Origin of the sequence: Spirillospora albida, from assembly GCF_000718255.1 — a bacterium.
GTDB classification, from domain to species: Bacteria; Actinomycetota; Actinomycetes; order Streptosporangiales; family Streptosporangiaceae; genus Spirillospora; species Spirillospora albida.
The window spans coordinates 153272-175710 of sequence record NZ_JOFJ01000018.1 but is presented as its reverse complement, the minus strand read 5'-3'; the positions used below and the strand labels follow the sequence as shown (position 1 = coordinate 175710).

Here is a 22439-nt window from a genome sequence, read left to right as displayed (position 1 = left end):
GTGGACCATCTGGCGGCAGGCTTGGCGCAGTACCCAGGCGCCGATCGTAGACCAGGAACAGTTCGCCGCGGGTGAAGCCTTGCTGGAGGTCGGCGCCGAGGCGGGCGCGTTCGTCGGCGCGGGCGTCCATGTCGGGCCAGCCCGATGCTGGCGTGCACCAGCAGGTCGTGGCCGAGCGCGTTGACGATCCCGCTCAGGGCGGCGGAGATCCGGTCCAGGACGGCGTCGATCTCGGAGTCGGCGATGTCCTGGAGCAGGACGGCGAACTCGTCACCCCCGAGCCGGGCGATGGTGTCACCCGGGCGGACGCAGTTGAGCAGCCGCCCCGCGACCGCGACCAGCAGCGCGTCACCGACGGCATGCCCGAGGCGGTCGTTGATCGCCTTGAAGTCGTCCATGTCGATCATCGCCAGCGCGACCCCGCGGCCGCCGGTGCTCGCGACGGCCGCGTCGGTGCGCTCCACCAGGAGCACGCGGTTCGGCAGATCGGTGAGCGCGTCGTGGCCCGCCTGGTGCGCGAGCGCGTCCTGGACGCGGCGGATCTCGTTGACGTCGCGGATGTTGCTGACGATGCCGTCCACGGCGGGGTCGCCGATGGAATTGGTGGCGTACAGCTCCATCCATCGCCATGATCCGTCGGCATGGCGCATACGGACCTGGCTGATGGCGGTCGCGCCGGGCCCCTCGAACAGCTTCGCGCCGTGCTCGTTGAGAATGGGAACGTCGTCGGGGTGGAAGCCCTCCAGGAAGAACCGGCCGACCAGGGCCTCGGCCTTCTCACCGAACACCCGCTCGGCGGCGGGGCTGACGTAGGTGAGCGTCTGGTCGGGACCGACGATCGTGGTGACGTCGGAGGAGTAGCGCTGCAGGGCCCGGAACCGGCGCTCGTACCGGCTCACCTCCGCCATGCTCGCGTCCAGCCGGCCCAGCAGGCTGCCGATGTCGCGGAACGCGATGATCTGCCGCAGCACCACCAGCCCGGTCAGCACGATCACGCCGACGACGATGGCCACGCTGGGGCCCTCGGCCGAGCGCAGCGAGACCAGCATCAGCACATGGGCGCCGCCGACCGCGGCGTAGGGCAGCCAGCTGTAGGGCCGCCGCCGCCGCGGGGCCGGCGCGCCCGCCTGCCGCTGGATCTCGGCGCCCAGGGCGACCAGCAGGATCGCGCCCGGAAGGCCGAGCTGGGCGGCGGACAGATGCGGCCGGCTCTCGCCGAGGGCGCCGACGAGGCCGGCGATGACGCAGGAGAGCAGCACGCCGGCGCCGAGCGTCCACAGGGCGCGGCGGTCCAGCGGCCCGGCGCCGGTGAAGGCCAGCTTGATGGCGACCAGGGCGACCGCCAGGCCCAGCGCGATGATGGAGAACTCGGAGCCCTGGATCCCGGCGGCCGCGGTCACCCCGTCGCTCTTGAGGTGGAGGTAGTACCAGAGGTACAGCCCGCCGCCCAGGACGAAGATGCCCGCGTCCAGGCCGAGGGTGAGCCACTCGCCCCGCGACCGCCGGGGGATCGGAATCATCAGAAGCGCCCAGATCAGCAGGACGGTGGCGAACAGATACACACCCACGGCGGCGGGGCTGACGTGGGATTCGGGCGCGCCCGGCCCGATGAGCGAGTCGGCGGCGTCGATCGCGGCGCCGAGGGAGACCAGGGCGATCGCCACGCCGAGCCGTCCCCAGAACAGCCGCACCGGCCCGCTCAGCCAGCGTGCGCTCCGCAGGCACGTGTACGCGGCGATCGCCGTGGACAGCACAGGGGGGATCCAGGCGACGAACGGCGCCGGCGTACCGTCGACCGTCCAGGCGAACCACACCCCGGCGAAGACGGTGAGCGCGGCGATCATCAGCAGCGGCGCATACCGGACGAGGGCGCGTGAGGCCCCCGCCCGCTCCGCGCCCTCGTCCAGCGTGATGGCCGCTTCTCGGGAGGACATAGCGAATGTCCATCGGCCTCCGCCCGCCGTTCCTGAGCAATGCGACCTCAGGACCTGGCGGCGACGAGCGCCACCCGGCGCCCGCGGCGGGGAACGGTCAGGCGGCCAGGGCGTAGGCGGTCGGCACGCCCCGGAGGCTCGTCGCGACCTCGAGCGTCAGCTCACCGAGCGTCAGGTCCAGGGCGCCGGCGACCGCGGCGATCATCTCGCTCGACGGCTCCTTGACGCCGCGTTCCATCTCGGAGAGGTACTGCGGCGAGATCCCGGCCCGCCCGGCGGTCTCGCTCAGTATCTCGCCGCGCTCGAGGCGCAGCCGCCGCAGGCATCCGCCGAGCGCGTCGCGCCACAGGGGCTCCGCCCCCCGCCGCGCCGCGCTCGGCCCCTGCGACTTCCCGTTGATCTCGCTCATGGCGACATCGTAAATCGGTGCTTCCGGCAACCCCAGACCATTCCGCCCACCGCAGAACGGCCCGCCGCGCGGGTCAGGCGGTGGGGGCGCCGAACCAGGTGGGCAGGTGGGTCCGCAGAGTCTCCTGGTCGTCGCCCGCCCAGGCGACGTGGCCGTCCGGGCGGAGCAGGACGGCGGGGACGTCCAGTTCCTCGCTCACGTCCACGACGTGGTCGACGCGGTCCGCCCAGCCGTCCACCGAGAGGCGGCCGGTCTGGTCGAGGAGCAGGCCGTCCAGCAGGCCGTCCGGGGCCCAGCCGCGGATCTGCGCGGCCAGTTTCCAGCCGAGGTTGAAGGCGTCCTGGACGCCGAGGTTGAGGCCCTGCCCGCCGGTCGGCGGGTGGATGTGCGCCGCGTCGCCGGCCAGCAGCACCCGCCCTACCCGGTAGCGGTCGGCGAGCCGGGTGGCGTCCCCGAAGCGGGACAGCCAGCGCGGCGAGTGCGCGCCGAAGTCGGTGCCGCCGTGGACGCGCAACCGCCGCCGGAACTCCTCCAGGGTCGGCGGGACGCCGCGGTCCTCGGCCACTCCCTCGGCCGGGACGACGACGCGGTACACCCCGTCGCCGAGGGGCATGGCGCCGAACCGCAGCTGGGTCTTGCGGACCTCCGCTCCGACGGCGTCGATCGTCTCCGGGTCGGCGGTCAGCTCCATCTCGCCCAGCAGCGTCTCGACCCTGGAGGGCTCGCCGGGGAAGCCGACGCCGAGCAGCTTGCGGACCGTGCTGCGGCCCCCGTCGCAGCCGACGAGGTGGCGCCCGCGCAGCCGCGTGCCGTCGGCGAGCTCGGCCGTCACGCCGTGCTCGTCCTGGCTCAGCCCGGTCAGTGCGCGGCCGCGCCGGATCTCGGCGCCGGCCTCGGCGGCGTGCTCGGCCAGCAGCCGCTCGGTGACGGTCTGCGGGATGCCGAGGACGTACGGGTGCGCGCTGTCCAGCCGTTCCGGCCACGTCTTGGAGATGCCGGCGAAGAATCCGCCGACCTGGTATTTGCGGCCGAGCGCGAGGAATCGCTCCAGCAGGCCGCGCTGGTCCATCACCTCGATGCTGCGCATGTGCAGGCCGAGCGCGCGGACGTACTTCGGCGGCTCCGGCTCCCTTTCCAGGACGACCGTGCGCACGCCGTGCAGCCGCAGCTCGGCGGCCAGCATCAGGCCGGTCGGCCCGCCCCCGGCGATGATGACGTCGATCAATGAATCCCCCATTTCGCCGAAGCTGAATTCGGCTTTGTGAATCCCTACCCTCCGCAGTTCTGCCAGAGATTCTGAGGGACGACGGGGGTCTTGCCGCAAGCCCCCCTGTGTGTTATAAATTGATAGTGGCAAGGAGTTCCGGAACTCCTTGCCTTCGTCTATTTGAGGGGTCAGCCGTTCCCGCGGGCGCGGAAGGTGCGGCGGTAGGTGTCGGGGGGCACGCCGACCGTGCGGTTGAAATGGCGGCGCAGGGTCGTGGCGGTGCCCATGCCGGTCGCCGCCGCGATGGTCTCGACGCTGTCGTCGGTGGTCTCCAGGAGTTCCTGGGCGTGGCGGATCCGCTGGGTCAGCAGCCACCGCAGCGGGGTGGTGCCGGTCATCGACCTGAAGTGGCGGCCCAGGTGGCGGGAGCTCATCCTCGCCCGGCGGGCCAGGTCCTCCACGGTCAGCGGGTGGTCCAGCCGTTCCATCACCCAAGGGAGCAGGTCCGCGAGCGGGTGGTCGCCGGGGGCGGGCACCGGAGTGGCGACGAACTGGGCCTGGCCGCCGTCCCGGTGCGGCGGCACGACCAGCCGGCGGGCGGCGGTGTTGGCGACCGAGGCGCCGTGGTCGAGGCGGACGAGATGCAGGCACAGGTCCATCGCGGCGGCCTTGCCCGCGGACGTGAGCACGCTGCCGTTGTCCACGTACAGGACGTCCGGGTCCACCTCCACCCGGGGGTGGCGGGCGGCCAGCTCGCCGGTGTGCGCCCAGTGCGTGGTCGCGCGCTTGCCGTCCAGCAGGCCGGCGGCGGCGAGGACGAAGGCTCCCGTGCAGAGGGACGCCACGCGCGCGCCCGCGTCGTGGGCCGCGCGCACCGCGTCGACCAGGCCGGCGGGCGGATCCACGTCGATGTCCGCCCACCCCGGGACGATCACGGTGTCGGCCCCGGCGAGCCGGTCGAGGCCGTGGTCGGGCGCGAGCCGGAACAGCCCGACCCCCACGGCGTCCGGGCCGCAGACGGCGACGTCGTACCAGGGGTCGGTCACGGGCGACCCGAAGACCTCGAACGCCAGGGACAGCTCGAAGTGGAGCATGCCGTCCGTGACGGCCAGCGCGATCGTGTGCATGTCCGGAATTGTACGGGTCATGGCGTTCCAGACACTCGTGGCGGCGGACCGTCCTCGGCAGGATGTCCCGTGAAAGATCGTTCGAGCACGGGAGAGAATCATGGGATCGGCGCACACGGTGGCGGTTTTCGGCGCGTACGGGCACACCGGGCGCTTCGTCGTGGCGGAACTGCGGGAGCGGGGGTTCGTCCCGGTCCTGTCCGGGCGCGACGCCGGCAAGCTGGAGACGATGGCGCGGGAGCACGGGCTGGAGGCCCGTCCGGCGTCGGTCGACGACCCGGCCTCGCTCGACCGCGCCCTGGCGGGCGCGTCCGCCGTCGTCAACAGCGCCGGCCCCTTCGCCACGACCGCGGCCCCGGTGATCGAGGCCGCCCTGCGCGCGGGGATCCCGTACGTGGACGTGGCGGCCGAGATCGAGGCCAACGCCGACACGTTCGCGCGGTTCGCCGACCGCGCCCGCGCCGCCGGGACGGTGGTCGTCCCGGCGATGGCGTTCTACGGCGGCCTCGGCGACCTGCTGGCCACCGCCGCGATGGGCGACTGGACGGCGGCCGACGAGGCGCACATCGCGTACGGGCTGAACAGCTGGCACCCCACCGCCGGGACGCGTGCGGCCGGCGCGGTCTCCCGGCGGCGGCGCGACGGGCGGCGCGTCCGGTACGCGAACGGCCGGCTGGAGTACCGCGACGACGCCCCGCCGACCCTGGAGTGGGACTTCCCCGCTCCGCTGGGTCGCCGGGACGTCATCGGGGAGTTCTCGATGGCCGACGTGGTCACCGTCCCCAGCCACCTGTCCATCCCCGAGGTGCGGACCTACATGACGGTCGAGGCGGCCAGGGACCTGTCGGCCCCGGACACCCCGGCGCCGTCCCCGGCGGACGAGCGGGGACGGTCCGCGCAGACCTTCCTCGTCGACGTCGTCGTGCGCTCGGGCGGCATCGAGCGGCGCGCCGTGGCGAGCGGCCGCGACATCTACGCCGTCACCGCGCCGCTCGTGGTCGAGGCGGTCGACCGCATCCTCACCGGGCGCACACAGGCGACCGGTGTCGCGTCCGCCGGCGAGGTCTTCGACGCGGCGGGCTTCCTGCGCGCGCTGTCCCCGCACATCTCCGTGGACCTGCGCGAGGGCGTCAGCGCCTGAGCTTGTCGAAGTCGGGGGCGTAGACGGCCATCCAGTGCGGGCGCAGCCGGTAGTAGACCACTTCGTTCTCCCAGTCGAAGAGGTCGTTGCCGTAGAAGTCCTGGAAGTAGGCGAGCAGGTCCGGCCAGTCCGCGGCCGGCTCGCCGTCCAGGGGGTTGAGGACCTCGACGGCGCCGTGCGTGAAGACCCCGAGGTCCTCGCCGCGCATGTGGGCGGCGCTGGCGGCGGGGCGGGCGGCGAGGTGGCGGGCCTTGGCCGCGTTCCGCGCCGTGCCGAAATGCCACTTGCCGTGCAGGAAGTGCCCGTCCGCGCCGCTGATCCGCGGCTCGCCCTTGGCCGTCACGGTGGACAGGGCCAGGGTGCACATCCCGGTGAGGACCTCCGTGAGCTGTCCCGCGGTCAGCGTGCGCTCGGCGTTGATGATCGAGCGGAGATGCGAGGTGGAGCGGGACAGCGAGCCGTCCAGCAGGACCTGCAGTTCATCGAGTTCTTCCGGTGTTTCGCGCATGTGCCCGTCCGTCCTGGAGCCCGGCCGGCGCCCCTGCGGCGCCGGCCTCCCATTTCATGATCACTTGAAAACCTGACGCCTAGTGTCAGTCTTCTTTGGCGGTCTCGTGAGACGGAACGGAACGTGCCGTCTTGACAGGAGTCACCGGTTCCGCCACGCTGATCACGTTCAGGCGGCACGGTGCGTTCCGTTTCGCCTTCGTGAGAGAGGCATGGTCATGAACACCCTCCGCTCCGCCGTCCGCGGACAGGTCCTGCTGCCCGGCGACCCGGGTTTCGACACCGCCCGGCGCCCCTGGAACCTGGCGATCGAGCAGCCGGTGGCGGCCGTGGTCGAGGCCGCCGACGCCGACGACGTCGCCGCCCTGGTCCGGTACGCCCGCTCCGCCGGGCTGACCATCGCGACGCAGCCCAGCGGGCACGGCGCGACCGGCCGCACCGAGGGGGCGATCCTGCTGCGGACCGGACGGCTGGACACGCTGGAGATCGATCCCATCGCGCGGCGAGCCCGCGTCGGCGCGGGCGTGCCGTCCGGCCGGGTCCAGGCCGCCGCCGCGCCGCACGGCCTGACCGGGCTCCCCGGCAGCTCCCCCGTCGTCAGCGTCACCGGCGTCGCCCTCGGCGGCGGGCTGAGCTGGTTCGGCCGCGCCCACGGCTGGGTCGCCGACAACGTCACCGCCTTCGACATCGTGGACGGCGAGGGGCGGCCCCGGCGCGTCACCGCCGGCACCGACCCCGACCTGTTCTGGGCGCTGCGCGGCGGAGGCGGCGACTTCGCCATCGTCACCGCCCTCGAGCTGACCCTGCACCCGGCGCCGCGGCTGTTCGGCGGCCGCGTCCTGTGGACGGGCGACCACGCCCCCGCCGTGCTGGACGCCTACCGGCGGATCACCGCCACCGCCCCCGAGGAGCTGACCGTCTGGCTGGACCTGCTGCACTTCCCCGGCGCCGACCCGATGGTCGCCGTCGACGCCACCCACCTCGGCGGTGAGACGGAGGCGCGCGACCTGCTCGCCCCGCTGGACCGGCTGCCCGCGCCGCTGTCGGACGGCAGGCGGATGATGGAGGTCTCCGAGCTCGGCGGCATCACCGCCGAGCCCACCGACCCGAGCGCGGGCCTCTCGCGCGGCGAGCTGCTCACCGTCCTGGACGACTCCCTGCTCGCCGAGCCGATCGCCCCGCTGCTGAGCGTGCAGGTCCGGCATCTGGAAGGCGCGTTCGCCCGTCCGTCCGACTCCCCGCACGGCCCGCTGACCGAGCCGTACGCGCTCTACCTGTTCGGCATCCCCGCCGATCCGGGCGCGGTCACCGCCAAGCAGAAGGCCCTCGCCGGCGCGCTGCCCGTCAGCGGCCGCAAGCCCCTCACCTTCCTCAACGCCGACGAGACCGCCGCCGACGCCTTCACCCCCGCCGTGCTGGACCGCCTGCGCGGCATCAAGGACCGCCACGACCCGCACGGCGTGTTCCGCGGCAACTTCCCGGTCCGCCCCTGAGGCCGCCCGGACGCCGGGCCGGGCTCACCGTTCCCCCGAACCCGGCTCGGCGGTGGCGTCCGCGGGCGTTCCGGCGCTCATGCGGAGGATCTCGCGAGCCTGCTCGGCGGCGCGGACGGTGCTCTCGCTGACGAAGTCGAGGAAGCGGGCGACGTTCTCCAGGCGGACGGCGGCCGGGGTGCCGGGACCGAGGACGCCGACGCCCTGCCGCGCGGTCTCGGTGATCTGGTCGAGGAGCCGGGCGCTGGTCATCGCCGACCGGTACCAGATGTCGTCGTCGACGATGTAGCGGTCGCGGCGGCGCTCGTCGCGCTCCCGGCACAGGAGGCCCTGCTCCTCCAGGAACGTGACCGCCTTGGAGACGGAGGCGGGGCTGACCCCGAGGTGCTGGACGAGTTCGGCCGCGGTGAGGCTGCCGGAGTCGGTGAGGCTGAGGCAGGCCATCACCCGGGCCGTCATCTTGGGCATGCCCGAAGCCATGAGGGCGGTGGTGAACACCTCCTCGAACTCCTGGACGGCCTCGGCGTCGCGTCCGTGGGGTTGCCGGGACGGCCGCTCCCCCGAGGGCGCCGGCCTGCGCCGGTGGTTGCGGCGCTCGGTGGCGCGCTGGGCCAGGTCGGCGCGGTAGGCGGTGGGGCCGCCGTTCCGCATCACCTCGCGCGTGATCGTCGAGGTCGGCCGGTCGAGGCGCCTGGCGATCTCCGCGTAGGCGAGGCCGTCGGCCACGCCCAGCGCGATCTGCTGGCGTTCCTCCTGGGTGAGCCTGCCTCCCGGCATCGCGTCCTCCTTCGTGTCCCCTGAGGCCGCCAGCATAGCGTTCACTCCCACTTCATTGCAACGTAATGATGGAGATTCGTTGCATTGTCTTTCATGTCGATGCAACGATTATCGAGCGTCTACCTGGCTAAACGTCGATTTATCGCAATGATTGCGTTGCCAGATTTGAGAACGCAACGTAGCGTTTCCCTTGTTCGAAACAACGACCGACAGGTGAGCGCAATGCAGAGGTTCGACACCCCCGCCCCCATCTCCGCCATCCTCGACGTCCCCGCCGGACGCCTGCGGTTCATCGCCGCCGACCGGCCCGACACCACGGTCGAGGTCCTGCCCGCGGACGCCTCGAAGGGCCGCGACGTGAAGGCCGCGGAGCAGACCGCGGTCGACTACGACGACGGCGTCCTGCGGATCGCGGTGCCGGAAGCGAACCGGTACTTCGGCGCCTCCGGATCCATCGAGGTGACGGTCCAGATGCCCGCGGGCTCCCGGGTCGAGGCGAAGGCGGGCAGCGCCGAGTTCCGGGCCGTCGGACGCCTCGGCGACGTGGTCTTCGAGGGAGCGCACTCCCGGACCAAGGTCGACGAGGCCGCGAGCGCCCGCATCACCGCCGTCGACGGCGACGTCACGGTCGGCCGGCTCACCGGCCCCGGGGAGATCACCACCACCCGGGGCGACATCCACGTCACCGAGGCGGTGCGCGGCACGGTCGTCCTGCGCACCGAGTCCGGCGACATCTCGGTCGGCGCCGCCGCCGGCGTCTCGGCCTCCCTGGACGCGGGCACCGGCCACGGCCGCATCACCAACGCCCTCAAGAACGACGGCACCGCCGCACTCGACGTCCGCGCCACCACCGCCCACGGCGACATCGCCGCCCGCAGCCTCTAGGAGCACCCACTCATGACCACCCCGGCGATCGCGGCGAACGGGCTGCGCAAGTCCTATCCCGGCAAGGGCGGCGACAAGGTCGTGCTCGACGGCATCGACCTCACCGTCCCCGAAGGAACGGTCTTCTCCCTGCTCGGCCCGAACGGCGCAGGCAAGACCACCGCCGTCCAGATCCTGTCCACCCTGATCCCGGCCGACGGCGGCACCGTCCGGGTCGCCGGCCACGACCTCGCCCGCAGCCCGGACGACGTGCGCGGCGCGATCGGCGTCACCGGCCAGTACTCGGCCGTCGACAAGCTGCTCACCGGCGAGGAGAACCTCCTCCTCATGGCCGACCTGCACCACCTGTCCCGCCGGGACGGCAGGCGCAGGGCCGCCGAGCTGCTCGACCGCTTCGACCTGGCCGACGCGGCCCGCAAGCCCGCCTCCGCCTACTCCGGCGGCATGCAGCGCCGCCTCGACCTGGCGATGACCCTGGTCGGCGACCCGCGCCTGATCTTCCTGGACGAGCCCACGACCGGCCTCGACCCGCGCAGCCGCCGCTCCATGTGGCAGATCGTCCGGGAGCTCGTCGCGGGCGGCGTCACCATCTTCCTCACCACCCAGTACCTGGAGGAGGCCGACGAGCTCGCCGACCGCATCGCCCTCCTCGACCGCGGACGGCTGATCGCCGAGGGCACCGCCGACGAGCTCAAGCGGCGCATCCCCGGCGGCCACATCCGGCTCACGTTCGCCGGCGCGCACCTGCTCGACGCCGCGCGCCGCGTCCTCGACGAGGGCGTCGCCGACCCCGACGCGCTCACCCTGCGCGTGCCGAGCGACGGCGGCGTCCGCGCGGTCCGCGAACTGCTCGTCCTGCTGGACGAGCGCGGGATCGACGTGGCCGAGATGAGCGTCCACACCCCCGACCTCGACGACGTCTTCCTCACCCTCACCGGCCGGGAGGCCACCCGATGAACAGCCCCGCCCTCGCCCTGCGCGACTCCGCCACCATGACCCGGCGCCAGCTCAAGCGCCTGCTCCGCTACCCGTCCATGACCGTGCAGCTGGTCATCACGCCCGTCATCATTCTGCTGCTGTTCGTCTACGTCCTCGGCGGCACCCTCGGCGCCGGGATCGGCGGCGGACGCGACGCCTACGTCGCCTACATCGTCCCCGGCATCCTGCTCATGGCGGCGGCCACCGCCGCGACCGGAACCGCCGTCATGGTCGCCACCGACATGACCGAGGGCATCGTCGCCCGCTTCCGCACCATGCGGATCTCCCGGGCGTCGGTCCTCACCGGCCATGTCGTCGGCGCCGTCGTCCAGCAGCTGCTCGGCATGGCCGTCCTCATCGGCATCGCCCTGGCGATCGGCTTCCGCCCGAACGCCACCGCCGCCGAATGGCTGGCCGTCACCGGCCTGCTCACCCTGTTCGCCCTGGCCGTCACCTGGCTGGCCGTCGCCCTCGGCCTGCGCTCCCCGACCCCCGAGGCCGCCAGCAACGCCCCCATGCCCCTGATCCTGCTGCCCTTCCTCGGCAGCGGCTTCGTCCCCACCGACTCCATGCCCACCGTCCTGCGCTGGTTCGCCGAGTACCAGCCCTTCACCCCGATCATGGAGACCGTCCGCGGCCTCCTCCTCGGCACCGCGATCGGCGACAGCGCCGCCATCGCCACCGCCTGGTGCGCCGGCATCACCGCCCTCTCCTACCTGTGGGCCAAGCGCACCTTCGACAAGGCGTGACCTCCCCCTCCCCCAGGGCCGCCAGACCGCCAGGTCTGACGGCCCTGCCGGGCTTCGTCCAGCTTCGGGCGTTCTGGCGGTTTGCCTCGGCGCCGCCCGGCCAATCATCACCACCATGGACACTCTGGACACGCTGTACCGGCGCTGGCTGTTCAAGGTCTGGCAGGGCGGGCCGGACGTCGCCGAGGAGATCCTCACCCCCGGATTCGTCGGGCACTGGCCCGGCATCGAGGTGCACGGGCCGCGGGAGGCCGCCGAGCAGGTGCGCCGCTCGCACGAGTACTTCACCGACGTCCGGACGAGCCTGGACGCCGGGCCCGTCATCGCCGACGGCATGGTCGCCGCCGGATGGACGTTCCACGGCTCCTACCGCGGCGGCGTCCCCGGTGCCACCGCCGAACCCGGCACCCGGGTCGCCTTCCGCGGCCACGACATCTTCCGCGCGGAGGGCGACCGCTTCGCCGAATACTGGGTCGTCTCCGACGTCATGGGCATGATGACGCAGCTCGGCGCCCTCGGCGGGACGCCGTCCTGAATGTCGGACGGCGCTGAGAGGATCGCCGCATGCGGCCGGGCACGGGCCGCCCTCGACGAGTGGAGCGTCATGAGCCGTCACATCCAGGTCACCTTCGACGCGCGCGACCCGCGGACGCTGTCGTCCTTCTGGCGGGACGTCCTGCACTACGTCCATCCCGCCCCACCCGGAGTGGAACTGCCCGAGGGCGCCGACCCCCTGGCCGCGTGGGACGACTTCCTCGCGCGGGCCGGTGTGCCGGAGGAGCAGCGCAACACGCGGTCGGCCATCGAGGACCCGGACGGCCACGGCCCGCGGATCTTCTTCCAGCAGGTCCCGGAGGACAAGGTCGCCAAGAACCGCGTCCACCTCGACGTCCGCGCCGCCCCCGGTCTCCAGGGCGAGGAGCGGATGGCGGCCCTGGAGACCGAGTGCGACCGCCTCGTCGCCCTGGGAGCGAAGCGGATCCGCCGCCACGAGCCCGAGCCGCCGCTGAGCGCCGGCCACATCGTGATGGCCGACCCCGAGGGCAACGAGTTCTGCCTCGACTGAGGCCGCGGCCCGTCCGCTGCGATGACCGGGCGGTCCTCAGGGGATGAGCAGAGCCTTGATGGCCCGGCGTTCGTCCATGGCCGCGTAGCCCTCGGCGGCCTGCTCCAAGGGCAGGGTGAGGTCGAAGACCCTGCCGGGGTCGATCCGCCGGTTCCAGATCAGGTCGATCAGCTCGGGGAGGAAGCGGCGGACGGGGGCGGGGCCGCCGTGCAGGTGGACGCCGGAGAAGAACAGCTCGTCGCCCGGGATCCGCACGTCGTGGGCGACGCCCACATATCCGACGTACCCGCCGGGCCGGGTGGAGCGGACGGCCTGCATCATCGACTCCTGGGTGCCGACCGCCTCGATGACGCCGTGCGCGCCCAGCCCGCCGGTCAGCTCCTTGAGCGCGGCCACGCCCTCGTCGCCGCGTTCGGCGATGACGCCGGTGGCGCCGAACTCCGCGGCGAGCCTCTGCCGGTCGGCGTGCCGGCTGAAGATGATGATCTTCTCGGCGCCCAGCCGCCGTGCCGCCAGCACTCCGAGCAGGCCCACGGCGCCGTCCCCGACGACCGCGACCGTCCTGCCCGGTCCCGCGTCGGCGGCGACCGCGGCGAACCAGCCGGTCCCCAGCACGTCGGACGCCGCCAGCAGCGACGGGACCAGGTCCGCGTCCGGGATGCCGGGGGTGGCGACCAGGGTGCCGTCGGCGAGGGGGACGCGGGCGTACTGCGCCTGGGTGCCGATGGCGCCCATCGGCACGGCGTCCACGCAACGGGACTGGTAACCGGCCCTGCAGATCTCGCAGGTGTTGTCGGACGCGAAGAACGACCCGACGACGAAGTCCCCGGCCTTGACGTTCGCCACGTCCGGGCCGGTCCGCTCGACCACCCCGACGTACTCATGGCCCATCGGCGCCCGGCCGCCCGACTTGTCGACACCGCGGTAGGGCCACAGATCCGACCCGCACACGCACGCGGCGGCCACCCTGATGACCGCATCGGTCGGCTCGATGATCCGCGGATCCTCGCGATCCACCACCCGGACGTCGCCGGGACCGTCCAGGACCACTCCGCGCATGAAGGCTCCCCCGTTCCGCCGTCGCCGAAGGGCGCGCCGACACGAACCACCCGCCCGGAGGTCGGTCTGTCCGCTCGCCGCCCGGCTAACCACCGCTGGACGGGGACGGCCCGCCGCGTGGGCCGCCGTCCCTCTCCCCGCCTCCCGACATGCCGCCTTCTTTGCCGGAAGATGGTGATCATTTTGGCGACGTGGGGGAAAGAGCCCGGGTGACCGACGGCGAGGTGGCCGATGACCAATGTGCTCATCGTGGAGGACGACACCGACATCCGGGATCTGGCGACCTTTCGGTTGCAGCAGTCCGGGTTCGAGGTGCGGCTGGCCGATGACGGGTTGCAGGCGCTGGACATGCTGGCTTCGTGGAAGCCCGATGTGGTGGTGCTGGACTGGATGCTGCCCGGACTGCCCGGACCGGACGTGTGCCGGCGGCTGCGGCTCCTGCCCGACATGGAAGACGTCGCCGTCCTCATGCTGACGTCGAAGGCGCAGGAGACCGACGTCGAGGCCGGCTTCCGGGCCGGAGTGGACGACTACATGGTCAAGCCGTTCAGCCCCCGCGAGCTGGCGCTACGCGTCCAGACCCTGGCGGCGCGCCGCCCCCGGGCCTGAGGGACATCACCGGCGGACCGCGCCCGAAACGCGACGGCCGCGTATGGTGTCGATCATGGCGTGCCGCATTTCCGAGCTGGTGATCGACTGCCGGGACCCGCAACTGCTGGCGTCCTTCTGGTGCGAGGTGCTGGGCTTCGTCGTGCTCGACACCGACGACGACGGCGCGGTGGAGATCGGACCGCGGGAAGGGTTCGGCGGGCTCCAGCCGACTCTGGTCTTCAGCCCCGCCGCCGAGCCCGAGGCGGGCGGCCCGCGGCTGCACTTCGACGTCAACGCCACCGACCGCGACCAGGACGCCGAGCTCGCGCGGCTCCTGGAGCTCGGGGCGCGTCCGGCCGACGTCGGCCAGACCGGCGAGGAGTCCTGGCACGTCCTGGCCGACCCCGAAGGCAACGAATTCTGCCTCCTCAGGGCCCGCCTGAGCTGAGCGTCCGGCCGCACGAGGAGCAGGGCACGGCCTCTTCCCGTGGGGCACGCCGAGGACGCCTTCGCCGGGCATCCGGGTTCGCCCCATTATGCGAATGAAGATCAGCTATGATCCCCCGGGATGAGCGGCGGCGGGGGTGCGATGGGTGCGCTGACCAACAAAGAGTTGATCGGCAGAGGGATCGACCAGTTGACCATCGGGCTCGCGCCGTTCGTCGACCGGCACATGACCGCCGCGCTCGGCAAGGGCTGGCTCAGCCGGCTGGAGCAGCGGGACGCCGAGAAGTTCGGCCACGCCAGGAGTTACGACAAGAACGACGGCCGCTATCTGCTGCGGGTCGTCACCGAGGAGCGGGACGTCTTCCGGAAGGCGCTGCCCTATCCCGGGCTGAACCTGGCGTCGCGGCTGAGAGAGGTCGGCAACAAGTTCGGCCACAATTTCGGGACGGCCGCCTTCGAGCCGGCGGAGACCCAGCAGGCTCTCACCGACATGGCGGAACTCCTGCGGCTGGCCGGCGCGAACTCCCAGGCCGCGGTCGTCAGGCAGCTGGCGGGCGGCAACGGGACGGCGCCGAAGCCCCGGCGGCAGGCTCCCGAGCGCCCGCGACGCGAACGCCGCAAGCCGCCCCGGCAGCACGCGCCGCGACGGCGGTTCCGCGCGCAGATGCCGCGGATCGGCTGCGGCTCCCTCGTCCTGATCGTGCTGATCACCTGGGTCATCTGGCAGATGGTCAAGCCCGACGACCCGAGCCGCGATCCCTACAAGGGCAAGCACGCCGACGCCGCGGTGGGCGCACAGCTCGGCTCGTACAAGAGCGTCGAGCTGACCGACGGCTACAGCCTGGCCCTCCTGCCGGACGCCGGCAGTCCGGACGAGGGCGTCCACGACGGCGACCTCGGCAACAGCGGCGGAGTCCTGATCGCACGCGACAAGCGCATCGCGATGCTCGGCCGCAGCGAGCGCGGCGGCTACACCGCCTGCCGGAACAACACCCGCTACACCGCGTCCCTGCGAAGCGGGCAGCTGGCGCGGGGGCGCCGGTTCTGCGTCAGCACCGACAAGGGCGCGGTCGGCCTGTTCGTCGTCAGGGGCGTCCACAGCGGGTCCACCCGCTACGTCTCCTTCGACATCACCATCTGGAAGGGCCCCCGCCTGAAGGGCTGAGCCGCGCAGCGCGGGCGATGAAGACGGCCCAGGCCCGCCGGGAGCGAACGCACCGTTCGGCGTTCAGCCGGGGTGAGTGCTCCGCCTGCGGAATTCGCGCGGCGGAATGCCGAAGGCGCTTCGGAAGGACTGGCTGAAGTGCGAGGGATTGGTGAACCCCCACCGGGCGGCGATCTCGGTGACGGAGCGGGAGGACAGCCGGGAGTCGGCCAGGTCGCGGCGGCACTGTTCCAGGCGGAGCTCGCGCACATAGCCGGCGACCGTGTGCCCCTCGGCCTGGAAGAGCCGGTGCAGGTAGCGCACGGAGATGTGGTGCGCCGCGGCGATCGCACCCGGGGTCAGCCGCGCGTCGCTGAGGTTCTCCCTGATGAAGACCTGGATCTGGGCCGTCAGTGCCCGCTGCCTGACGTGGGACGGCACCGTGCTCTGGGCGTCCAGCTCACCGGCGAGGGCGGTGGTCAGTACGTCGAGCGCGAGGCTCGACACCCTGGCACCGTCGGATGGGGTCAATTCGCCCACGCGGCGGGCGAGTTGCAGCAGGAACTGTGAAGACAGCGCGCCCACTCCGTGGTCGCCGGGGATGCGGACCGCGGTGAGGCGGCGCAGGGCCCGCTCGGGCAACGGCAGCAGGTGGCGCGGGAACTGCAAGACCAGCAGCCGGCTCACGGGGGATCGCGGCGCCAGCCCGGCCACGTAGGGACGTGAACTGTCATAAAGGCTCAAGTCTCCGACCACGCAGTCGGTGCGCCGGCCGTCTTGCTCCCCCATCATGCCGGGACCGCACACGGCGCAGGTCAGCAGGAGCACCTCGGGGTCGGATCGGCGGATCAACGCAGGTGTCCGGCGTACCGAATGAGGCGTCGTGGTCATCAACGTCATCTGCACCGACCCGAGGTCCCTGATACCGACCTGGGCCTGAAATTCCCCTTCCAAAGGCGGTTCACAAACCACGTCCAGAGGCACCCATGTCTTTGAGGTCACCTCGCGCCAGAAATCGAACCGGTCTTTGACCGGGGCCTGGACCGTACTCACCACATCCACGATCTCACCACCGTGTCGACAGCCGTGACGCCATCCTCGGAAACCGCTTCCGACACGTCGACCGCCGCTCGGCGTAAACCGCTCTACTCCGACCGGAGTATCCGCGAATCGATCACACGGCCCCGAGACTCGCAGACCTGTCAGGTCGGGCTTCCGTGAGGTGCGCCCGACGGTGAACTGTCCGGGGCGGCACCGACCTGGGCCACAAGGCCGCCGAAAAAGGCGACCACCGATCCCGAGACGACCAGCACCATGGACGCGGCCATCCCGCCCATTCCATCGGGCCCGATGTATTCATGGCTCCAGTCCACCAGTGCGGAGATCGAAGTGGTGAACGGCACCATGCTCGTAGCCGCCAGCGGTATTGCCGAAATGGTCATCGCTTCTGCCGCGCCTTGATAATGCGCCGCCCGCGCTTGCCGAGGTGCGAGATCGTCCGGATGAGAATCCACAGGGCGGCGGCCTGAACCAGCCCGCCGAGGGTCGGCCCGATGATCCATCCCCGAGGTGAGAGATCGGTGAAGGGCAGCTCGGGCACCATCCAGCCGAGCGGAAGGTCGACCAGGAGAAGCAGGGGGATGTAGTCGCCCTCTGCGCTCCCGGGGTCGGTCCAGGTCAGGATCCCGGCCGTGAGCACCACCACCGCGTAGGAGGCCGCCACCCAGCCGGCCACGCGAATACCGGAACCGTCGCTCATGACGACCATGCTGTCCGACCCGGGCGGTCCGCACCTGAGCGCATCTACTCAGCGATGTACTCAATCACCACGATCCGCGCACTTCGCCGTGCGAGCGGCGCTGGGGCCGCAGCTCCTGGTGGCGCCGCGCGTCCCGCTTCCCAGAGGACGCTCCCAACTCGATTCGGAAGGCGTGAGCGCCCCTCTGCCAAGGCGGCCGCGCCCCGGCGCTACTTTCCGGAGGAATCCGCCGCGGCACCGAAGAGGAGGCGTTCCAGGGCGGTCAGCATCTCCTCGCGGGCGGTCGGGGGGTCGGCGGCGCGGGCGACCGCCAGGGCGGCCTCGTCAAGGGCGCCGAGCAGCAGATGGGCGAGCGGCCGGACCGGCTGCCGCGGCAGGACGTCCGCGTCGATGGCCGCCTGGAGGGCGGCCTGGATCGTGCCGAGGCCGTGCCGTTCGCCGATCTCGCGCCAGCGCTGCCAGCCGAGGACGCCGGGGGCGTCCAGCAGGAGGATGCGTTCGACCTCGGGAGCGGCGCAGGCGTCGAGGAAGGCGCGCGCGCCGGCCTTGAGCGCCTCCGCCGGGTCCGCGACGGCCAGCGCGTCCTCGGTGATCTTCTCGGTCAGCTCGGCCTCCACCGTCTCGGCGACCGCGTCGAACAGTGCCTGCTTGTCGCGGAACTGGTGGTAGAGCGCGCCGCGCGTCACCCCGGCCGCGCGGACGATCTCCTCGGTGCCGACCGCGGCGTACCCACGCTCCCCGAACAGCCTCCTACCTGCGGCGATCAACGCCGTCCGGGTCGCCTGGGAGCGCTCCGCATGCGTGCCGCCCAACGCTTCTCACCGGTCCCTTCTTGAATACAGACTGCTTGTATGTAAATATCCGTACAACCTGTACGGATTCTAGTCGGAGGTCGAGATGCCGCTGATCAAGCTGCGCCAGGGCACGATCCACTACCGCGAGGCCGGCACCGGGGCGCCGATCGTGTTCCTGCACGGCTACTTCATGGACGGCCGGCTCTGGGACGGCGTGGTCGAGCGGCTCGCGGGCGAGTTCCGCTGCATCAGCCTGGACCTGCCGTCGGGCGCCCACCGGATCCCCATGGAGCCGGACGCCGACCTCGGCCTGCGCGGCCTCGGCGCGCTCGTCGCGGACGCGCTCACCGCGCTCGACCTGCGTGACGTCACACTGGTCGGCAACGACAGCGGCGATGCCATCGCCCAGGTCGTCGCGGCATGGCACCCCGAGCGGCTCGCACGGCTCGTCCTCACCCCGGGCGACTGCTTCGACAACTGCCCGCCGACCCTGTTCAAGCCGCTGGTGCCCGCCGCCAGGGTCCCGATGATCGTCACCACCGGGCTCCGGTCGCAGCGCTTCCGGCCCCTGCGCCGGCTGCCGTTCACCTTCGGGCTGCTGACCAAGGGCCCGCTGCCCCACCACCTGATCGACGAGTGGTCGAAGGCGTTCCGCGGCGACCGGGGCGTGCGCCGCGACTGCGTCAAGGTCACCCGGGGCCTCGTCCCGGACGTCACCCGCGAGGCCGCGCTCCGCCTCGCGGCGTTCGACAAGCCGACGCTGCTCGCCTTCGCCCCCGAGGACCGGCTCTTCCCCTTCGCGCACGCCGAGCTGCTCGCCGCCATCCTCCCGGACGCCCGGGTGGAGCGCATCGACGACAGCCGCACCCTGGTCATGATCGACCAGCCCGACCGGACCGCCGCCCTGATCCGCTCCTTCATCCACGCCACCGCCCCCACGCCGGCTCGGTCATGACTCCGGCGCAGAACCCGGGCCGCCCGATCGAGCGCGGGCGGCCGGCGCCGCGGGAGGATCTGATCGCCCTCGGGTCCGTGAACGACGCCAGGCGGTGACGTCCCCGGTCGCGGACGCAGTGACGCCGGGCGGTCCGGTCCGTGTCGGCGTACGGGTTCAGGGGGCGGAGCCCCTGGCCGGTCAGTCCGTCAGGGGCTCGTGTCGATGCGACGCTGGAGCCGGGCGTTGATGCGCCGGGCCTCGGCGAGCTGGTCTTCCAGGATGATGATGCGGCAGGCCGCCTCCAGCGCGGTGCCCTGGTCGACCAGGTCGCGGGCGCGCTGGGCCAGGCGCAGCTGGTAGCGGGAGTAGCGGCGGTGGCCGCCGGCCGAGCGTTGAGGGACGAACAGCTTGGCGGCGTCCAGGCCGCGGAGGAACCCCGGGGTCACGCCGAGGATCTCGGCGGCCCGGCCCATGCTGTAGGCCGGGTAGTCCTCATCGTCCAGCTTGTCGTCCAGGCCGCCGTCCGGCGCCGGGTCGCGGTGCGCCGAGTGGGTTCCGGTCCGATCCGGATGGAGTGCGCTCACAGAACCTTCCGTGCTGCTGTCGAGTGTCGGTGCGTCGAGGTGGACGCCTGATGTGTTCAGGGGAAGCGACGAGGCCCCGGCGCCGAAGAGCGGCGCCGGGGCCATGAGGTACAACACCATCTATTCGGCACTGTGGCCGGTTGACTTCCGCGCGGGCCGCCAGAGGCGGGGGCGCGGGGATCGCGGATGCGTGACCGTAGACCACCGTCCAATCTGTGGGGCTGCGGTACCCGCGCAGGCATGACCGGAGCCTGCAAACGGGCGATCCGATGGTGCCGAGACCCTCCTTCCGTATCTTCACTTCCTGCTTTGTTGCCACTTGCCTTCATGCTGTCGGCGGCCCGTTGGCCACCGGGAGCGCGGACCGCTGCCGGAGTCCCTTCCACTGCGTTGACCCCGGCACGCCCGGCCCGCGCCATCCATCTCACCGGGCAGTTCGTCCTCTGCCGCGTCTCATGGACTTGTTCCGCTTCGATGACAGGAACACTACACCACTCCGGCGCGAAAATCTACTTTGATCGACATAGGTTTTCGGAGATCGAAAGATGCGATCGTCGGCGGCGCGGCCTCACCCGCAGGCCGTCCGAGATCAGCGCGCTCGGGATGTCGAGAACGACCGGCGGGCTCCGTCCCAGGGGTACAGCGACCACGACGGGGCCGCTCCGCCGACGGAGGAACAACCGTGAACCAGAACGAGATCACCGAGATCCTGAACCGGCCGCTCAGCCGGGAGCTGCTGGCCCGCGACCTGACCCGCCTGGCCTACGTCGCCGGGGACGGCACTCCGCGCAGCATTCCGATCGCGTTCACCTGGAACGGCTCGGAGATCGTCATGTGCACCGCCGTGAACGCCCCGAAGCTGCGCTCCCTGCGCGCGAACCCGATGGTCGCGCTGACCATCGACACCGAGGTGCACCCGCCCAAGATCCTGCTCATCCGCGGACGGGCCGAGCTGGACCTCGTCGAGGGCATCCCGGAGGAGTACCTGCAGATGAACGGCAGCTACCGGATGACGCCCGAGCAGCGGGCCGAGTGGGAGGCGGGCGTCCGCTCGCTCTACGACGGCATGGTCCGGATCGTCGTGACGCCGACGTGGGCGAAGCTGATCGACTTCGAGACGACGCTGCCGAGCGCGGTCGAGGAGCTGATCCGGCGGCGGGAAGAGCGCGCCCGCGCGTGACCCTCCCGCGCAACGCCACCCCGTTCAACCTGACACGGACCACGACCGCGCCCAGCGTCGAGGAATGAGCGCCCCTGTGGCCCACCTCACTCTCCCTCTCAGTTGTACGGAGCCGTATAACAGGTCTATTTTCAATCTATACGCCACCGTATATTCAGGCGGGATCACACGGTTCCGCGGTGGGAATGGGGAGTCCAATGATCAAGTGGGCCGGCTGGCTCATCACACTGTTCGGGGCCGCGCACACCCTTCTCTCCCTGACGCTCGAAAAGGCCGCGACACACGCCGGGACGTGGTTCAGCGGGGACCTGTGGGGCGAGGAATTCACCGCGATGAGCCCGGCGCACAGCGCGTACTGGTTCAGCGTGGCGAGCTTCGGCGTGCCGCTGATCCTGGTCGGCCTGATGGTGCTGTGGCTGGACCGCCGCGGCATCACTCCGCCGTCGTTCATCGCCTGGACGCTGGGGATCTGGACCGTGGTCGACGCCGTGGTCCTCGTGACCACCCCCTGGCCGATCCTCCTGGTCGCGACCGTCCTCCTGCTCGCCGGGGCCCGTCGCGCCCGCCGCGGCTCCGCGTCCCAAGCGGACGCGACCGCCTCGAGTCACCGGGGCGATTGAGCGACCCGGCGACAGAGGCGTGGAGCGAATCGTGCTTCTACGTCATATGACAAAGCGGCATGTGCCGGCGACGCATGGTTCTACGACCGGTTCATCGCGGACGCGGTGGAATGGTCGGCGACCTGATCGACGATCCGGTGCCGCCGGACGGCCGAAGCCGCCCCGCCGGTCGGCGGGGCGGCGAGCACGGTCGGGTCAGTAAAGGCCCCACAGCTCGTAGGTGGACCACGGCGCGGAGCTGCCCTTGCAGTCGTAGCTCTGCCAGCCGGACCGCACGCCGGCCCTGCCGGCGGCGGCGCAGCTCGAGTACCAGTAGAAGGTCTGCCCCGTGTTGTGCCACGAGTCGGCGAACGCGGGCGAGGCGGTGACGGGGACCGCCAGCGACGAACCGGCGATCGCGACCGCGAGCGCGGCCTTCCTGATCTTCATGAATCCTCCTGCGACTGTCTGCGATCGGACAGCTACAGAATGCATTGCCGCTGGTCAGGGGCGCTATCCGGGAAACCACGTAACCCACGCCACCCTGCCGTCCGCTCCCCTGATGAGCGTCCCCGTCGCGACGACGAGGACGGGCATGTGATGCCGAGCGTCGTCTTCGGCGGCGTCCGTACCCGCCACTTCGCCACCGCGCCGAAACCGGGGTGTCGTGTGGCTTCGGTCCTTACAGTGCCGTCATCCGTCGTCACCCCTCCTGCCCGCCGGGTGTTAGAGGGCCGCTGGTCGGCACCGGCCTGTCTTCATGCCGGTCTGTCAGTGCAGCCGGTCGAATCTCAAGAAGAAGAAGACGAGCGCCAGTCCGGCCACAACGGCCAGCGCCTGGGGAAAGAGGAGGACGACCGCGACCCCGAGAACCGCGATGGCGGAACGAAGCGCCACCCGCCCGACGCCGGCGGCCACGACCTTGCTTCCCGGTTCGTTCATCATGCCTCCGCTCACCACGGGCACATCTCCTTCCTTCTGGCTTCGCTGAGAAACGCCATCGTTGCGCGCACCTGAACGCCGGTTCCGGCCGGAGGCGAGCAGGATCGCCCGGCGGACGGCGTCGCCCTGC

The 22439-nt window shown here is 71.7% G+C and carries 27 protein-coding genes; 13 read left to right on the top strand and 14 right to left on the bottom strand.

The window, feature by feature from the left end; genetic code table 11:
- From IE99_RS30645 to IE99_RS0122800, 4 genes are all read right to left on the bottom strand, one after another.
- A partial coding sequence (locus IE99_RS30645) for a diguanylate cyclase domain-containing protein (RefSeq protein WP_051713051.1) occupies positions 1-1934 on the bottom strand: 1934 nt, incomplete at its 3' end.
- Between the two features lie 97 nt (positions 1935-2031).
- Positions 2032-2343, bottom strand: a complete 312-nt coding sequence (locus IE99_RS0122810; protein WP_030174523.1) for a helix-turn-helix domain-containing protein — start codon at positions 2341-2343, stop codon at positions 2032-2034.
- 73 nt (positions 2344-2416) lie between these two features.
- Positions 2417-3568 (bottom strand): FAD-dependent monooxygenase, encoded by a 1152-nt coding sequence (locus tag IE99_RS0122805; RefSeq protein ID WP_030174520.1) that lies wholly within the window; start codon positions 3566-3568, stop codon positions 2417-2419.
- A gap of 170 nt (positions 3569-3738) precedes the next feature.
- A complete protein-coding gene (locus IE99_RS0122800) occupies positions 3739-4677 on the bottom strand; it encodes a helix-turn-helix domain-containing protein (RefSeq protein WP_037559930.1) in 939 nt (312 codons plus the stop codon).
- Between the two features lie 100 nt (positions 4678-4777).
- Here IE99_RS0122800 and IE99_RS0122795 point away from each other — a divergent pair, with 100 nt between their 5' ends.
- A complete protein-coding gene (locus tag IE99_RS0122795) occupies positions 4778-5818 on the top strand; it encodes a saccharopine dehydrogenase family protein (RefSeq protein ID WP_030174514.1) in 1041 nt (346 codons plus the stop codon).
- On the opposite strand, the gene IE99_RS0122790 is transcribed toward IE99_RS0122795, so the two are convergent.
- The gene (locus tag IE99_RS0122790) at positions 5808-6326 is read right to left on the bottom strand and encodes a pyridoxamine 5'-phosphate oxidase family protein (RefSeq protein ID WP_030174501.1); all 519 of its coding nucleotides are present in this window, start codon (positions 6324-6326) and stop codon (positions 5808-5810) included. The genes IE99_RS0122795 and IE99_RS0122790 overlap by 11 nt on opposite strands.
- Before the next feature lie 217 nt (positions 6327-6543).
- Between IE99_RS0122790 and IE99_RS0122785 the strand changes: the two genes are divergently transcribed.
- A complete protein-coding gene (locus tag IE99_RS0122785) occupies positions 6544-7818 on the top strand; it encodes an FAD-binding oxidoreductase (RefSeq protein WP_030174495.1) in 1275 nt (424 codons plus the stop codon).
- Between the two features lie 24 nt (positions 7819-7842).
- Here IE99_RS0122785 and IE99_RS0122780 read toward each other — a convergent pair whose 3' ends face one another.
- Entirely contained in the window at positions 7843-8595 is a 753-nt protein-coding gene (locus IE99_RS0122780; protein ID WP_030174492.1) for a helix-turn-helix domain-containing protein, read from the bottom strand.
- Between the two features lie 222 nt (positions 8596-8817).
- On the opposite strand from IE99_RS0122780, the gene IE99_RS0122775 reads away from it, so the two are divergent.
- The 5 genes from IE99_RS0122775 to IE99_RS0122755 all read left to right on the top strand — a co-directional run bounded on the left by IE99_RS0122775 (position 8818) and on the right by IE99_RS0122755 (position 12273).
- The gene (locus IE99_RS0122775) at positions 8818-9480 is read left to right on the top strand and encodes a DUF4097 family beta strand repeat-containing protein (protein ID WP_030174489.1); all 663 of its coding nucleotides are present in this window, start codon (positions 8818-8820) and stop codon (positions 9478-9480) included.
- A 12-nt stretch (positions 9481-9492) separates the two neighbouring features.
- Complete coding sequence (locus tag IE99_RS0122770; RefSeq protein ID WP_030174486.1) at positions 9493-10437, top strand: daunorubicin resistance protein DrrA family ABC transporter ATP-binding protein; 945 nt, start codon at positions 9493-9495, stop codon at positions 10435-10437.
- A complete protein-coding gene (locus IE99_RS0122765; protein ID WP_030174477.1) occupies positions 10434-11207 on the top strand; it encodes an ABC transporter permease in 774 nt (257 codons plus the stop codon). Before IE99_RS0122770 ends, IE99_RS0122765 begins: the two co-directional genes overlap by 4 nt.
- A 115-nt stretch (positions 11208-11322) precedes the next feature.
- Complete coding sequence (locus IE99_RS0122760) at positions 11323-11742, top strand: ester cyclase (protein WP_030174474.1); 420 nt, start codon at positions 11323-11325, stop codon at positions 11740-11742.
- 69 nt (positions 11743-11811) lie between these two features.
- Positions 11812-12273 (top strand): VOC family protein, encoded by a 462-nt coding sequence (locus tag IE99_RS0122755; RefSeq protein WP_030174470.1) that lies wholly within the window; start codon positions 11812-11814, stop codon positions 12271-12273.
- A 36-nt stretch (positions 12274-12309) separates the two neighbouring features.
- Here the strand turns inward: IE99_RS0122755 and IE99_RS0122750 are convergent, their stop codons facing one another.
- The gene (locus IE99_RS0122750; protein ID WP_030174467.1) at positions 12310-13332 is read right to left on the bottom strand and encodes a zinc-dependent alcohol dehydrogenase family protein; all 1023 of its coding nucleotides are present in this window, start codon (positions 13330-13332) and stop codon (positions 12310-12312) included.
- Between the two features lie 231 nt (positions 13333-13563).
- Between IE99_RS0122750 and IE99_RS0122745 the strand changes: the two genes are divergently transcribed.
- The 3 genes from IE99_RS0122745 to IE99_RS0122735 all read left to right on the top strand — a co-directional run bounded on the left by IE99_RS0122745 (position 13564) and on the right by IE99_RS0122735 (position 15535).
- On the top strand, positions 13564-13941 hold the full coding sequence (locus IE99_RS0122745) for a response regulator transcription factor (protein ID WP_030174465.1): 378 nt from the start codon (positions 13564-13566) through the stop codon (positions 13939-13941).
- A gap of 55 nt (positions 13942-13996) precedes the next feature.
- A complete protein-coding gene (locus IE99_RS0122740) occupies positions 13997-14371 on the top strand; it encodes a VOC family protein (protein ID WP_030174463.1) in 375 nt (124 codons plus the stop codon).
- A gap of 120 nt (positions 14372-14491) precedes the next feature.
- Positions 14492-15535: a Swt1 family HEPN domain-containing protein gene (locus IE99_RS0122735; RefSeq protein WP_342666241.1), complete on the top strand. Its 1044-nt coding sequence runs from the start codon at positions 14492-14494 to the stop codon at positions 15533-15535.
- Positions 15536-15598: 63 nt separating this feature from the next.
- On the opposite strand, the gene IE99_RS0122730 is transcribed toward IE99_RS0122735, so the two are convergent.
- The 4 genes from IE99_RS0122730 to IE99_RS0122715 form a co-directional block, all read right to left on the bottom strand.
- The gene (locus IE99_RS0122730; protein ID WP_211258888.1) at positions 15599-16567 is read right to left on the bottom strand and encodes a helix-turn-helix domain-containing protein; all 969 of its coding nucleotides are present in this window, start codon (positions 16565-16567) and stop codon (positions 15599-15601) included.
- A 149-nt stretch (positions 16568-16716) separates the two neighbouring features.
- Entirely contained in the window at positions 16717-16956 is a 240-nt protein-coding gene (locus IE99_RS0122725) for a hypothetical protein (protein ID WP_157610446.1), read from the bottom strand.
- Positions 16953-17273, bottom strand: a complete 321-nt coding sequence (locus IE99_RS0122720) for a hypothetical protein (protein WP_157610445.1) — start codon at positions 17271-17273, stop codon at positions 16953-16955. The genes IE99_RS0122725 and IE99_RS0122720 overlap by 4 nt, the downstream gene beginning before the upstream one ends.
- A gap of 209 nt (positions 17274-17482) precedes the next feature.
- Positions 17483-18085, bottom strand: a complete 603-nt coding sequence (locus IE99_RS0122715; RefSeq protein WP_030174447.1) for a TetR/AcrR family transcriptional regulator — start codon at positions 18083-18085, stop codon at positions 17483-17485.
- A gap of 85 nt (positions 18086-18170) precedes the next feature.
- On the opposite strand from IE99_RS0122715, the gene IE99_RS0122710 reads away from it, so the two are divergent.
- Positions 18171-19022, top strand: a complete 852-nt coding sequence (locus IE99_RS0122710; RefSeq protein WP_030174445.1) for an alpha/beta fold hydrolase — start codon at positions 18171-18173, stop codon at positions 19020-19022.
- A 188-nt stretch (positions 19023-19210) separates the two neighbouring features.
- On the opposite strand, the gene IE99_RS0122705 is transcribed toward IE99_RS0122710, so the two are convergent.
- Positions 19211-19477: a MerR family transcriptional regulator gene (locus IE99_RS0122705; RefSeq protein WP_084219817.1), complete on the bottom strand. Its 267-nt coding sequence runs from the start codon at positions 19475-19477 to the stop codon at positions 19211-19213.
- 793 nt (positions 19478-20270) lie between these two features.
- Between IE99_RS0122705 and IE99_RS0122700 the strand changes: the two genes are divergently transcribed.
- Positions 20271-20768, top strand: coding sequence for a pyridoxamine 5'-phosphate oxidase family protein (locus tag IE99_RS0122700; RefSeq protein WP_030174438.1), 498 nt, complete (start codon positions 20271-20273; stop codon positions 20766-20768).
- 197 nt (positions 20769-20965) lie between these two features.
- A complete protein-coding gene (locus IE99_RS0122695; protein ID WP_051713047.1) occupies positions 20966-21388 on the top strand; it encodes a DUF6463 family protein in 423 nt (140 codons plus the stop codon).
- 195 nt (positions 21389-21583) lie between these two features.
- On the opposite strand, the gene IE99_RS0122685 is transcribed toward IE99_RS0122695, so the two are convergent.
- A complete protein-coding gene (locus tag IE99_RS0122685; RefSeq protein WP_030174432.1) occupies positions 21584-21817 on the bottom strand; it encodes a hypothetical protein in 234 nt (77 codons plus the stop codon).
- A 321-nt stretch (positions 21818-22138) separates the two neighbouring features.
- Complete coding sequence (locus IE99_RS0122680; RefSeq protein WP_030174422.1) at positions 22139-22333, bottom strand: hypothetical protein; 195 nt, start codon at positions 22331-22333, stop codon at positions 22139-22141.
- Positions 22334-22439 lie beyond the last annotated feature (106 nt).

Coding starts and splice junctions, on each gene's coding strand:
- IE99_RS0122810 (WP_030174523.1), bottom strand. CDS start 2,343: ATGAGCGAGATCAACGGGAAGTCGCAGGGGCCGAGCGCGGCGCGGCGG.
- IE99_RS0122800 (WP_037559930.1), bottom strand. CDS start 4,677: ATGCACACGATCGCGCTGGCCGTCACGGACGGCATGCTCCACTTCGAG.
- IE99_RS0122795 (WP_030174514.1), top strand. CDS start 4,778: ATGGGATCGGCGCACACGGTGGCGGTTTTCGGCGCGTACGGGCACACC.
- IE99_RS0122790 (WP_030174501.1), bottom strand. CDS start 6,326: ATGCGCGAAACACCGGAAGAACTCGATGAACTGCAGGTCCTGCTGGAC.
- IE99_RS0122785 (WP_030174495.1), top strand. CDS start 6,544: ATGAACACCCTCCGCTCCGCCGTCCGCGGACAGGTCCTGCTGCCCGGC.
- IE99_RS0122780 (WP_030174492.1), bottom strand. CDS start 8,595: ATGCCGGGAGGCAGGCTCACCCAGGAGGAACGCCAGCAGATCGCGCTG.
- IE99_RS0122775 (WP_030174489.1), top strand. CDS start 8,818: ATGCAGAGGTTCGACACCCCCGCCCCCATCTCCGCCATCCTCGACGTC.
- IE99_RS0122770 (WP_030174486.1), top strand. CDS start 9,493: ATGACCACCCCGGCGATCGCGGCGAACGGGCTGCGCAAGTCCTATCCC.
- IE99_RS0122765 (WP_030174477.1), top strand. CDS start 10,434: ATGAACAGCCCCGCCCTCGCCCTGCGCGACTCCGCCACCATGACCCGG.
- IE99_RS0122760 (WP_030174474.1), top strand. CDS start 11,323: ATGGACACTCTGGACACGCTGTACCGGCGCTGGCTGTTCAAGGTCTGG.
- IE99_RS0122755 (WP_030174470.1), top strand. CDS start 11,812: ATGAGCCGTCACATCCAGGTCACCTTCGACGCGCGCGACCCGCGGACG.
- IE99_RS0122750 (WP_030174467.1), bottom strand. CDS start 13,332: ATGCGCGGAGTGGTCCTGGACGGTCCCGGCGACGTCCGGGTGGTGGAT.
- IE99_RS0122745 (WP_030174465.1), top strand. CDS start 13,564: ATGACCAATGTGCTCATCGTGGAGGACGACACCGACATCCGGGATCTG.
- IE99_RS0122740 (WP_030174463.1), top strand. CDS start 13,997: ATGGCGTGCCGCATTTCCGAGCTGGTGATCGACTGCCGGGACCCGCAA.
- IE99_RS0122735 (WP_342666241.1), top strand. CDS start 14,492: ATGAGCGGCGGCGGGGGTGCGATGGGTGCGCTGACCAACAAAGAGTTG.
- IE99_RS0122725 (WP_157610446.1), bottom strand. CDS start 16,956: ATGACCATTTCGGCAATACCGCTGGCGGCTACGAGCATGGTGCCGTTC.
- IE99_RS0122720 (WP_157610445.1), bottom strand. CDS start 17,273: ATGAGCGACGGTTCCGGTATTCGCGTGGCCGGCTGGGTGGCGGCCTCC.
- IE99_RS0122710 (WP_030174445.1), top strand. CDS start 18,171: ATGCCGCTGATCAAGCTGCGCCAGGGCACGATCCACTACCGCGAGGCC.
- IE99_RS0122705 (WP_084219817.1), bottom strand. CDS start 19,477: ATGGGCCGGGCCGCCGAGATCCTCGGCGTGACCCCGGGGTTCCTCCGC.
- IE99_RS0122695 (WP_051713047.1), top strand. CDS start 20,966: ATGATCAAGTGGGCCGGCTGGCTCATCACACTGTTCGGGGCCGCGCAC.
- IE99_RS0122685 (WP_030174432.1), bottom strand. CDS start 21,817: ATGAAGATCAGGAAGGCCGCGCTCGCGGTCGCGATCGCCGGTTCGTCG.